We start from the raw sequence: 11,311 nt of genomic DNA on the forward strand, positions 1-11,311 counted from the left end.
CCATCAATTATACCACGAAAGAAGTTTTTGAGAAATGTGCCTTTATCATCATAAAAGAAAACAATCGAGATAAATCTTTTGAAAATAAATGTTGGTAAAAATAAAAAATAGAAGTTGAGTGGCTTAAGGAATTTCTTCTGGACTATTATGTTATTTCTCGTGCCAAGGTACATCCTCATTGGCCTTCCAGAAAGAAGAGTAAAAGTCTTTCCAAGAATCTTAACTTGCTTTCTTGATTCAATGGGGTGATAAATTTTACTTTTTGCTATTGCAAAACCTTTGAAACCTGCACGCTTGCACCTCAACACAAATTCTGTATCGTCGTACCATCCGAAGAGTTTCCCGTTAAAGAATTGCACTATATCAAAAACTTTCCTGGGTAAAAACAGCCCGTTCATAGGCGCAATATCATATTCAAAATAATCTTTTGAAAATTCGCTATCCTCAATTTTTTTAGTAATTCCCGTCACGGGATTGTATCTCAAAAGATTATAAAATGGCTTTGTGAACTCCAAATCCCCGTATGTAACCGAACTTAAAATGATTTTATCAAATTGCTTTTGAAGAATCTCGTAATAGGTAAGAAGGTTTAAAAGGGCATCTTTTGAGACAATAACATCGTCATCAAGCATCCATACAAAATCGTAACCTTCTGAATACGCAAATTTTTGCCCTGCTTCAGCCCCTCCAGCAGGACCGAGATTTTTATCTAACCTCAGGTATTTAACAGGATAATTTTTTACTAAATCCTCGGTGCCGTCTGTCGAAGCGTTGTCTACAACAATAATATCTGGAACAACTGTCCCTGAAAGAATCGACTCAATACAACCCTTCAAAAGTTCTTTTCTGTTATATGTAATAACCAATGCTCCAACTTTCATACTACATATGCTCTTTCTTTTCGATACCCATCAAATCGAAAAGGACTGAGAGTGCTTCAAGTGAGGCTTTAACAATAAGAAACCTCTTTGTTCTAACAATAGGATTTTCCTCTCCCAAAACCCTGTAGTTCTGATAGAAGAAATTTATGTCCCTTGAAAGGTCAAGTGTTATATTTGGAATTCTGTGGATTGAATAGTCGTTTGAGATATCATCAAGAATTGAATTCAAATAAAATATTGTGTTAAGGATTTTCCTTTCGATAGGTTCAAGTGGCTCACTTAAGGCAGAATCAAAGTCCACAAATTCTATATTACGCTTTTTAGATTCCTCTACAATATTATGAAGTCTTGCATAGGTGTACTGCACATAGAAAACGGGGTTGTCGAGGGTTTGCGATGTAGCAAGGTCAATATCGAAATTGAGGTGTGTATCTGCACTTTTCATAAGGAAGAAAAATCTTGCTGCATCCTTACCAACTTTATCTATAAGGTCGCTTAAGGGATAAAACTTCCCTGTGTGCTTGGACATCATCACTTCCACACCACCTTCAAAGAGGTGAACTATCTGGTAAAGGATAACATCAAGGAAAGCTCCACCAATCCCAACACCTTCAAGAAGTGCCTTCATCGTGATAACATGCCCAAAGTGATCTGCTCCCCACACATCGATTGCTTTGATATGCCCACGTCTGAACTTATCAACATGGTAAGCAATGTCAGTTAAGGTGTAAGTGGGCTCTCCTGTCGCCTTGACAAGAACTCTATCCTTGTCGTCTTTAAACTCCGTTGACTTGAACCACCAAGCCCCGTCTTTTTTGAAGAGAAGATTTCTTTTCTTTAATTCGATAACTACTTCTGCAAGTTTCTCTGGCAGTTTTAAGCCCTCTTCAACTTCGATTATGTTCCCTTCATAGAGTGAGGACTCAAAAAAGACATTATCATAATTAACACCGAAATTCTTTAAGGATTGTAAAATGCTTGGAAAGTCAAATGTGAAGTTGCTTTTCTTAAGAATCTCGAGTTCTTCGATATTTGAGTTTGCATCACCCAAAAGGATGTACTCTCCAAGTATTTTAAAAACCTCAACCTGTCTTTCGTAATCATAATTAATGAATCTGTCTTTGAAGACCAGAGCTATAACATCAGCAATACGCTTTATGTATTCTCCTCTGTAGCCTTCCTCGGGAAAAACACTTTCAACACCAAAATTTTTAAGATACCAGTACCTTATCGACTGACCGAAGAGGTCCATTTTATTTCCTGCATCGTTTACATAGTACTCTTTTTCAACTTCAAAGCCACGATTCTTGAGGACATTTGTAACAACATCCCCAATTACGCCCCCTCTTCCATTCCCAACATGAAGAGGCCCCGTAGGATTTGCAGAAACAAATTCAACTTGAATTTTCTTTTTTTGAGGCTCTTTTTTAAAATACACACTGCCGCTTTCAAAAAGTGCTCTCAAAAATTCCTTATAAAATGCATTGTTTACCTTTATATTGATGTAGCCATTGTCATTTGAAAGTGTTTCAAAATACGGGAGATTTAAATAGTTAACGAGTTCATTTGCAATATCCTTTGGGGACCTCCTCAATGCCTTTGCAAGTTTAAATGCAATATTAAGTGAGAAATCACCAAATCCCTCAGGAGCTACAAGCAACTTAAAGTTTTTGTCAAATTCTACATTTGAAAGAGGCTTTGAAAGTGCCTCCGATATCTCAGATTGCAACTTGTATATATTCATTTTCCTTTATAAGTTAAAATAGGCTCCTTTGTAGCCTTCACCTCGTCGGGTCTACTTACATATGTTGTATGAGGCGCTTCCTTCAACAACTGCGGGTTTGTTTTTGCCTCTTCTGAAATCTTTATCATTGCATCGATAAATTCATCAATTGTCTCTTTCCCCTCAGATTCAGTTGGTTCTACCATAATTGTTTCCTGTGCATAGGGCTCGAAGTGAGGGAAGTATATTGTCGGTGGATGGAATCCATAATCTATAAGCCTCTTTGCAATGTCGAGTGTCTTAACGCCGTATTCCTTGTAATCTCTACCTGTAAGGACGCATTCATGCATACAGAATCTATCGTAGGCAGGTCTGTAATAACTCTTGAGCCTTGCAAGGACATAGTTTGCATTGATGACGGAGGCTTCTGAAACCTCTTTCAGTCCACTTGCACCCATTGTGAGAATCCATGCATATGCCTTAACAAGGACGGTAAAGTTCCCAAAAAATGCCTTTACCCTTCCGATTGATTTTCGAGGTTCTTCAAGTCCAAAGTATTTCCCGCAATTACAAACTAATGGGGAGGGCAAAAACTCTATAAGATTTTTCTTTACGCCAACAGCACCTGCACCAGGTCCGCCTGAGCCGTGAGGTGTTGAGAAAGTTTTGTGCAAATTGAGGTGGACGATATCAAAGCCTGCATCCCCAGGACGCACAATTCCAAGAAGGGCGTTTAGATTTGCGCCATCGTAATAAAGAAGCCCACCCTTAGAGTGAACAACCTCTGCGATTTCAATGATTTGCCTTTCAAAGAGTCCTACCGTATTCGGGTTTGTGAGCATTATACCTGCAGTATCCTCATCCATTTTTGCCTTAAGGTCATCGAGATCAACATTCCCAACCTCGTTTGACTTAACCTCCACGACTTTAAAGCCAGCCATTGCAGAGGATGCTGGGTTTGTCCCGTGGGCAGAATCAGGGATAAGCATTTTGCTTCTCGGTTTGCCCATATCCTCAAAGTACTTTCTCATTATGAGGACGCCCACAAGTTCGCCATGTGCACCTGCAGAAGGCATAAGAGTAAACCTGTCCATCCCTGTGATTTCCTTAAGTGCTTCTTCGAGTTCATACATAAGCCGAAGGTTCCCCTGAACAAGTTCAAGAGGTGCAAGTGGGTGCGCATTTATGAAGTTATCAAGCGTTGCGAGGTACTCGTTTACTTTTGGATTGTACTTCATTGTGCAACTTCCCAGCGGATAAAATCCATCGTCAACGCCGTAATTGAGTTTTGAAAGTTTTGTAAAGTGCCTTACAACATCGACCTCGGAAACCTCAGGTAGTTCTTTCTTTTTAGAAGAAATAGCATATTGTGGGATAAAGTCCGTAGCTGTTCCTTCAAAGTCATCTTTTCTTAAGGAGTATCCTTTACGCCCTTTTACGCTTTTTTCATATATGAGTTTCATATTCTCACCTTCCCAGGGCATCAACAATCTTATCAAGGTCTTCTTTGCTAAAGACCTCTGTTACTGCAAAAAGGTATGAATCTACAAGGTCTTCAAAGTAATTTGAAAGTTTTAGCGGAGGAACCACATCTATTTTCAAAAGCCTCTCTTTCATCTCTTCCTCTGTCAAATCTGTATTAAGAACAAACTCATTAAAGAACGGGTAATCAACGCCTTTAAAGTGAGGCGTCTCTAAGAGTTTCTTACGAAGGTAGTGTGCAGCCTTTGTATTATACAAAGCAACCTCATAAAGCCCCTCTTTTCCAAATAGCGATAGATAAGCATCAATTGCGTAAAGATTCAAATTGTGGCTTGTACAGAGGTTTGAAGTTGCCTTTTCTCTCTTTATGTCCTGCTCTCTTGCCCTGAGTGTCATTACAAAAGCACGTTTCCCATTTCTATCGACAGTTTCCCCTGCGATTCTTCCAGGAAGTTGCCTTACAAATTCCATTTTCGTTGCAAGATAGCCGTTATATGGACCTCCGAAATTGAGGTCGATGCCAAAGGATTGTGCTTCACCTGCAACAATATCTACACCGAGTTCCGCAGGGCTCTTTAAAAGGGCAAGGCTAAGGCTTTCAGTAACAACCTGCAAAAGAAGTGCCTTTGATTCGTGCACAACTTTCGAAAATGCTTCTACATCTTCGATACCTCCGAAGAAATTGGGGCTCTGTATCACAACCACAGCAGTCTCGCTATTGAGAATATCTTTCAGTTTTTGTAAGGAAGTCAAATTATTATCGTAAGGAATTTCTACGATTTCGGTTTTATGTGGAGCAGTGTATGTCCTTATCGTTTCAAGATACTGAGGGTTAAGGAGCCCTGAAACAACGACCCTGTTCTTACCTGTTAGTCGCATTGCCATAAGGACTGCTTCTGCTGTTGCAGAGGCACCATCGTAAATGGATGGAACAACTGCATCAAAACCTGTAAGCCTTCCAAGGTGCGTTTGCACCTCAAACATCGTTTGGAGAGTTCCCTGGGCAAGTTCCGGCTGATATGGTGTGTATGCAGTGTAAAATTCCTCTCTTGAAAGAATCGTCCTTATGACAGATGGCACAAAATGCTTGTAACTTCCAGCACCGACTAAGGGCTTCAAGGAAGCAAAATCTGCGTTTTCTTTCTCGATTGAGCGGATGTACGAAATGAGTTCATCTTCCGAAAGGGGACCTTTAATATTCAAGTCTCCCTTGAATCGTAATGACTCTGGAATATCTTTTATGAGTTCCTCAAATGAGGAAACGCCAATAGTCTTAAGCATTTCCTCCAGTTGTTCTCTTGTATTAGGAATGTATTTCATAGGCTATTCTTTTCTGTACTCTTCGTATCCTTTTGCATCCATTAACTCTTTTAACTCTTCAGGATTTTCCATTTTGATTTTGAAGAGCCATCCTTCACCATATGGATCTTTATTAAGAAGGGAAGGGTCAGAAACCACAGCTTTATTTACCTCTACAATCTCGCCTGATACTGGTGCATAGATGTCTGAAGCAGCTTTAACGGATTCAACTGTAAGAACGGTGTCTTCTTTTTTTACCTTCTTCCCAACTTGAACTTCTCCTACATAAACAACATCACCAAGTTTATCCTGAGCATAATCGGTGATGCCAACTGTTGCAATATCACCATCGACCTTTGCCCACTCATCATTTTTTGAATAATACAAACCTTCAATAACTTTATATGCCATTTCCTACCTCCTTAAAATTAGTTTTATTAAACTTCCATAAAATTATAATACAATAAAACGAAAAACTAAAATATTTGGGTATCTATTTATGGACTTTTGGTTAATTCTTTATATTCTCTATAGATTTTAAGGAAATCCTCAACATCCAGCTCTTCGGGTCTAGCATTTTCACTAATGTTGTATTTTCGGAATACTTGCAAAAAATCGAAATTGTAGAATTCTTTAAGAGTTGTAAGAAGTTTTTTTCTTCTACGATTAAACGCCTTGTGCACAAAGGACATGAATTCGTCGTCTTCTGGGAAGTACGCCCTTACTCTTTTCAATTCGATAAGGGAAGAATAAACATCAGGTCTTGGAATAAAGAAACTCGGGGGAAAGCGCTTGAGGAATTTCACATCAAAAAAGTATTTTGTAAAAACAGTTATTGAGCCATACTCTTTTTGCGAAACGTTTGATGCCAATCTCCTTGCAACCTCATCCTGAACTAATAGTATTGCCCTTGATAATGAAGACCTTGCAACTTTCATTACGAGGTCTGAAGTAATGTAATAAGGAATATTTCCGTAGATTTCATCTGCATGGAAATTATCGAAATCAATGTTTAATGCATCCCCCATAATAAATGTGACATTTGGGATTGGGTTTTCATTGTAATATGGCTTGAATCTTTCATCTAATTCAATTGCGTAAATATGTCCTGCATACTTTGCAACTTCTCTTGTAAGAAGCGCAAAGCCCGAGCCAATTTCTATGTATGTTTTTTCTTTTGTAGGTTTTATAGCCTCAACAATAAAATTAAGGGCAGAAGAAGAAACAAGAAAATTCTGCCCCAATCTTTTTGACGCCTTGAAGTTGTACTTATCTATTAATAATTTAACTTCCCTTGAAATTTCCATTTACCATCAAGAATATAGACTCGGACTCTTCTTACGCCCCACCTATTTGCTTCATACGGGTAATAGAAAAACACATCGATTCTGTTTCCTTTTATTGCACCACCCGTGTCACCTGCAACTGCATAGCCATAACCTTCAACATAAAGAAGAGTTCCCATTGGTATTACCGATGGGTCAACTGCAACTACACCAAAGCTACTACGCAGCCCAGATGCAGTCATCCAGGGATTTGAATCAGTTTCCGCATATGTAGGTGAATAAGCCGTTGCTATAACTTCAAACGATTTTACATACTTTTTTGGGGGAGATGCTGTCCCTACAACATAGGTTTGAGTTATAGGCATTTTTGTTATTTTCTCATACGCAAATTCCTCTTTTACCTTGTCGCCACCAAAGTAGATTTCTTTGTAGTGAATTTCTTTTATGCCGTTTGCCCCTGTTTGCTTTAAATAGGTCATACCCTTTGCAACCATATTATCATTAACATAAACTGTTTTATACGGAATTTGTTCTTTCACAATTTTTTCTTTTTCAAGGTACCTTTTTATTACTATTCTATTTGTGTTTAATTCAGAATCCACTGGAACATTTATATAATCACGCTCTCCTAATTTAACACCGATACTGTCAAGAAAGTCAGAAACGATAACTTTTGTCGTGTAGTAGGTTTTTGATTGCTTGTCGATTATAACCTCAATTGGTCTTGAACGGAGAACTGTTACATTCCCAGAATCAATCGGCTCACTCAAATCTGGCTCAACTACATCCTCAGGGCGGATTGAAACATCTGCCTTTGCTAAAACATCCTTTGTTGTGAGTTCCTTAAAAGAAAGAACCTGATAAACCTTGTTATTGCCTGTGTCTTCTACTGTATAAACATGCCCAAAAGAGACAAGGAATGCAAATACAAGGAATATCACAATTATTAAAGTTTTAACTATCTTTTCTACCATATTTACTCCTCTTCAAAAGATTTTCAATTGATTCGAGTTTCTCCTCGATACTACGCAAACTTCTCACAATCTCTCCAAGAAAATCAACATCGAAATCCTTAAATGAAGCAACCTGTTCAAGGTCGTCAGAATCAAAGTCATCAAGAGAGTTAATCTGAGAAATCAAAGAAAGTTTGTCCCTTGTGCGTGTTTCTTTTTGAGTAATATCTCCTTCAATTTTTTTGAGGAAAATAGTCGGGAAAAAATAATAAACTCCGTTATCCTCAACTTCAAGGCGTGCAAGTTCGCAGAAATTCACAAGAGACGATGGCGAAATCTGGTAAACGTCCTTTGATGGCAACACAATGAGAACAGAAAGTTTTTTATGCTCGGGGTTTGGTTTATTTAAAAATTCAAGAATTGTCTTTTTGCTAATCTTTATACCTTCATCCCACATAATCTGCCTTGCAATTTCTGGAAATGCCTGCCTAAAACCCTTATCAACATTTTCAATAAAGTAAAGAAGAAACAAAGAATACTTTGTCTCTATAATGGCTGCATTCTTATCAACAGGGCTTACCTTTAATACAGCCTCTCCAAAATATTTTTTTATAACATTTTTTGCAAACATTAGCGCTCCATTCAATGTTTTTATCTTCATTTCTCACCTTCCTAAACTCTTCAGTATATCAATTTTTTATGAATTTACAAAATAACAAATGAAAACTTGACAAATGCTTGCGTTTTAATAGTTCCCAATTAAAATTATATGACATTTTGTGAATTAAATGTGAATTTGAATATAATAATATTGAAGGAGGCATATATGATAAAAATAGTTGTTGATTCAACAGGTTACATACCTAAGGATGTATTAGAAAAGTATGACATAAAGGTTGTCCCTTTAAAGATAAGGTTTGGAAACGAAGAATTTAAAGAAACAGACATATCAGTTGAAGAATTCTACAGGAGGCTTGTTTCTTCAAAAGAACTTCCCAAGACCTCGCAACCTTCTCCGCAGGATTTTATAGAAGTATATAAACCTCTTCTTGATGAAGGGCATGATATACTTTCGATTCACCTTTCCCAAAAAATTTCAGGAACAATTAACTCTGCAAGGGTTGCAATTGAAACGCTTAAAACTGATAGGATAAGAATTGTTGATTCGCAAAGTACAACTTTCTCTTTAAGGTTTCTTGCAGAATACGCAATAGGTTTAATAGAAAAAGGTCTTCCCTTTGAGAAAGTATTTGAAGAAACGCAAAATGCCGTAAAAAGAATATACAACAGGTTTGTCCTTTATCACTTGAAATATCTCGTAGAAGGAGGAAGACTCAACCGTGCTGAAGGATTGCTTGGAGAGGTTTTGAATATAAAGCCTGTTCTTTCATTTACCAATGGTGAAGTAAAAGTCGAAAGCGTTGCAAGGTCTCTAAACAGGGCAAAAGAAGTCCTTCTTAAATTTGTAAAAGAGATAAATGATACCAAGGGGATTGAGAGGCTTGCAATCATCCACGGTATAAATAACGATGTTGAGGAATTCGAAGAAAAAGTAAAAGAAATTACCGATGTGAAAATAGAGAAATTGCTCTGTGGTGCAGTTGTAGGAGTTTACGGCGGTCCCGAGTGGATTGGCGTAGGGATTTTAGGGAAAGAGTAAAAATTAACCCTTTAAGAACTCTACCATTTTAGTGTGTAATACCCCGTTTGTTGCAAGAACCTCTGAAGAAAATAGGAAATTAGGGTCACCACTAAAAGTAGAAACAACACCTCCCGCTTCCTTTACAATGAGCGAGCCCGCTATGATATCCCAGATGTGTATTCCTTTTTGATAGTAGCAATCGACAATGCCCATTGCAACATGCGCAAGGTCGAGTGCGGCACTACCGTCGCACCTTACCGAAAGAGCGTTTTCAAGAATATCCCCAAAAACTCGTAAAGATTTTTCGTTTCTTTCTTTGTAAACAAAACCCGTTAAAACAAGTGCATCTTTGAAGTCATTTGTCTTCGAAACATGTATTTCTTTCCCGTTTAAAGTTGCACCTTTTCCTAATTCTCCAATAAACATTTCTTCAAGTATTGGGTTATAAACTACGCCAAAAGTAACAGAATCCTCTTCCATTAGTGCAATAGAAACTGCAACCTGTGGATACCCTTTTACAAAGTTCGTTGTCCCATCAAGAGGGTCTATTACAAATTTAATTTTTGCTGATTCGTTAATGTCGGAATTTTCCTCAGTTATAATCCCATAATCCGGATATGCCTTTTGAATCCTAACTCTAACAAGGTTATCGATATACTTATCGACATTTGTTACAAGGTCTCTTGGTCCTTTGTACTCAACTTCGAGGTGCTTCCTGAAGTTTTCTTTTATAACCTTGCCAACATCATTTGCAAGGCTAACTACAAAATCTTTTTCGTACATAATTACGCTCCTTTCTAAATTTGAACTTCCAACACCACAGGCACATGGTCCGATGGCTTTTCTAATTTCCTAAAGGTTTTTTCGATATAACAATTCTTTAACTTTGGGAGTAATCTTTCGGATACAAGAATATAATCGATCCTCATGCCCCAATTTCTTCTAAAACTTCCACCCGTGTAGTCCCACCAGGTAAATTCCTGCACATCTTTATGGAAATACCTGAATGCATCAATAAGGCCAATACTCATAAGATCAGAAAGTGCTTCACGCTCTTCTTTCATAAAACCGATAGTCCCCGAAAGTAACATTGGATCCCATACATCAATTTCCTCTTTTGCCACATTGAAATCGCCCATAAGGATAAAATTCTCATCTAAAAGGTTATTTTTAAGGATGTAATTCTTTATTTTCTTGTAAAACTCGAGTTTGTAAAAGAACCTTTCAGAACCATACTCACCACCATGAGGGAAATACACATTTAAAATGGTAACTCCACTCACAACACCTAAAATAGTGCGCGCCTCATCCTCGTTTAAGACATTTTTAATAACCTTAGAGAAGGGAAATCTTGAGATAAGCGCAACTCCATTATAGGCTTTCTGACCAAGTGCCTCAACATTATAGCCCAGAGTTTTAAAGTCGTCGAAAGGAAAATTCTTTTCCTCAGTTTTCAATTCCTGAATGCCTAAAATATCGATATCGTTATCCTTCAAAAAAATTTTCACATGTTCAAGCCTGCTTCTTATTGAATTCACATTCCAGGTTGCAATTCTCATATTTACTTCCCTCCCAGATCCTCCAAAAGTTCTTTAACTGTTTTCTTCAAGACGGGATGAACAAAATCTCCCGCAATTTCCGAAAGAGGTTTAAGAACAAAAAACCTATTCTGCATATCAGGGTGTGGAATTTTTAAGTCGGGTTCGTCAATCACAAGATCATCGTAGAAAATTATATCAAGGTCGATTGTCCTTGGTCCCCAGCGTAATGTTCTCACCCTTCCAAGACGCCTTTCAATATCAAGAAGAAGTGCTAAAAGTTCCTTAGGTGAAAGCGTTGTAAAACATTCAACTACGCAATTAAGAAATTTAGGTTGCTCTTCTACACCATAGGGCTCTGTTTCTATTATTGAAGAAATTTTCTTTACATCAATTCCTTCCTCAATAAGATAATTTATTGCATCGAGGATATTCTTTTCTCTATCGCCTAAGTTTGAACCAATTGCGATAAAAACCCTGTGTTTAGCCTGCTCCTCCACCTGAACC

12 protein-coding genes are annotated in these 11,311 nt (G+C 37.8%); 1 reads left to right on the plus strand and 11 read right to left on the minus strand.

All coding sequences use genetic code 11. The features are described 5' to 3' along the window. From JHC30_04465 to JHC30_04500, 8 genes are all read right to left on the minus strand, one after another. Positions 1 to 881 (minus strand): glycosyltransferase (locus JHC30_04465; GenBank protein MCI4463406.1); only part of this gene is annotated, 881 nt, incomplete at its 3' end. 1 nt (position 882) lies between these two features. Beyond that, on the minus strand, positions 883 to 2,625 hold the full coding sequence (locus JHC30_04470; GenBank protein MCI4463407.1) for an arginine--tRNA ligase: 1,743 nt from the start codon (positions 2,623 to 2,625) through the stop codon (positions 883 to 885). Continuing rightward, positions 2,622 to 4,088: an aminomethyl-transferring glycine dehydrogenase subunit GcvPB gene (gene gcvPB, locus JHC30_04475; GenBank protein MCI4463408.1), complete on the minus strand. Its 1,467-nt coding sequence runs from the start codon at positions 4,086 to 4,088 to the stop codon at positions 2,622 to 2,624. Before gcvPB ends, JHC30_04470 begins: the two co-directional genes overlap by 4 nt. After that, entirely contained in the window at positions 4,072 to 5,406 is a 1,335-nt protein-coding gene (gcvPA, locus tag JHC30_04480; protein ID MCI4463409.1) for an aminomethyl-transferring glycine dehydrogenase subunit GcvPA, read from the minus strand. Before gcvPA ends, gcvPB begins: the two co-directional genes overlap by 17 nt. Positions 5,407 to 5,409: 3 nt before the next feature. After that, entirely contained in the window at positions 5,410 to 5,796 is a 387-nt protein-coding gene (gene gcvH, locus JHC30_04485; GenBank protein MCI4463410.1) for a glycine cleavage system protein GcvH, read from the minus strand. 86 nt (positions 5,797 to 5,882) lie between these two features. Continuing rightward, positions 5,883 to 6,692: a ribosomal RNA small subunit methyltransferase A gene (rsmA, locus tag JHC30_04490; GenBank protein MCI4463411.1), complete on the minus strand. Its 810-nt coding sequence runs from the start codon at positions 6,690 to 6,692 to the stop codon at positions 5,883 to 5,885. After that, positions 6,662 to 7,645, minus strand: a complete 984-nt coding sequence (locus tag JHC30_04495) for a G5 domain-containing protein (protein MCI4463412.1) — start codon at positions 7,643 to 7,645, stop codon at positions 6,662 to 6,664. The genes rsmA and JHC30_04495 overlap by 31 nt, the downstream gene beginning before the upstream one ends. Next, complete coding sequence (locus tag JHC30_04500; GenBank protein MCI4463413.1) at positions 7,626 to 8,285, minus strand: hypothetical protein; 660 nt, start codon at positions 8,283 to 8,285, stop codon at positions 7,626 to 7,628. Before JHC30_04500 ends, JHC30_04495 begins: the two co-directional genes overlap by 20 nt. A 165-nt stretch (positions 8,286 to 8,450) precedes the next feature. Here JHC30_04500 and JHC30_04505 point away from each other — a divergent pair, with 165 nt between their 5' ends. Then, complete coding sequence (locus tag JHC30_04505; GenBank protein ID MCI4463414.1) at positions 8,451 to 9,284, plus strand: DegV family protein; 834 nt, start codon at positions 8,451 to 8,453, stop codon at positions 9,282 to 9,284. 3 nt (positions 9,285 to 9,287) lie between these two features. Here the strand turns inward: JHC30_04505 and JHC30_04510 are convergent, their stop codons facing one another. Genes JHC30_04510 through folK form a run of 3 tightly spaced genes read right to left on the minus strand, consistent with a single transcriptional unit; the run spans position 9,288 to position 11,304 of the window. Beyond that, on the minus strand, positions 9,288 to 10,049 hold the full coding sequence (locus JHC30_04510) for an inositol monophosphatase (protein ID MCI4463415.1): 762 nt from the start codon (positions 10,047 to 10,049) through the stop codon (positions 9,288 to 9,290). 14 nt (positions 10,050 to 10,063) lie between these two features. Continuing rightward, positions 10,064 to 10,825, minus strand: a complete 762-nt coding sequence (xth, locus tag JHC30_04515) for an exodeoxyribonuclease III (GenBank protein MCI4463416.1) — start codon at positions 10,823 to 10,825, stop codon at positions 10,064 to 10,066. A 2-nt stretch (positions 10,826 to 10,827) separates the two neighbouring features. Beyond that, positions 10,828 to 11,304 carry a 2-amino-4-hydroxy-6-hydroxymethyldihydropteridine diphosphokinase gene (gene folK, locus JHC30_04520; GenBank protein MCI4463417.1) on the minus strand — a complete coding sequence of 159 codons (477 nt, stop codon included), beginning with the start codon at positions 11,302 to 11,304 and terminating at the stop codon, positions 10,828 to 10,830. Positions 11,305 to 11,311 lie beyond the last annotated feature (7 nt).

This window comes from Caldisericum sp., from assembly GCA_022759145.1.
In the GTDB taxonomy this organism is placed as follows: Bacteria; Caldisericota; Caldisericia; order Caldisericales; family Caldisericaceae; genus Caldisericum.

Excerpts from the sequence above, each read along its gene's own strand:
- JHC30_04470 (MCI4463407.1), bottom strand. The coding sequence starts at position 2,625 with ATGAATATATACAAGTTGCAATCTGAGATATCGGAGGCACTTTCAAAG.
- gcvPB (MCI4463408.1), bottom strand. The coding sequence starts at position 4,088 with ATGCCCTGGGAAGGTGAGAATATGAAACTCATATATGAAAAAAGCGTA.
- gcvPA (MCI4463409.1), bottom strand. The coding sequence starts at position 5,406 with ATGAAATACATTCCTAATACAAGAGAACAACTGGAGGAAATGCTTAAG.
- gcvH (MCI4463410.1), bottom strand. The coding sequence starts at position 5,796 with ATGGCATATAAAGTTATTGAAGGTTTGTATTATTCAAAAAATGATGAG.
- rsmA (MCI4463411.1), bottom strand. The coding sequence starts at position 6,692 with ATGGAAATTTCAAGGGAAGTTAAATTATTAATAGATAAGTACAACTTC.
- JHC30_04495 (MCI4463412.1), bottom strand. The coding sequence starts at position 7,645 with ATGGTAGAAAAGATAGTTAAAACTTTAATAATTGTGATATTCCTTGTA.
- JHC30_04500 (MCI4463413.1), bottom strand. The coding sequence starts at position 8,285 with ATGAAGATAAAAACATTGAATGGAGCGCTAATGTTTGCAAAAAATGTT.
- JHC30_04505 (MCI4463414.1), top strand. The coding sequence starts at position 8,451 with ATGATAAAAATAGTTGTTGATTCAACAGGTTACATACCTAAGGATGTA.
- JHC30_04510 (MCI4463415.1), bottom strand. The coding sequence starts at position 10,049 with ATGTACGAAAAAGATTTTGTAGTTAGCCTTGCAAATGATGTTGGCAAG.
- xth (MCI4463416.1), bottom strand. The coding sequence starts at position 10,825 with ATGAGAATTGCAACCTGGAATGTGAATTCAATAAGAAGCAGGCTTGAA.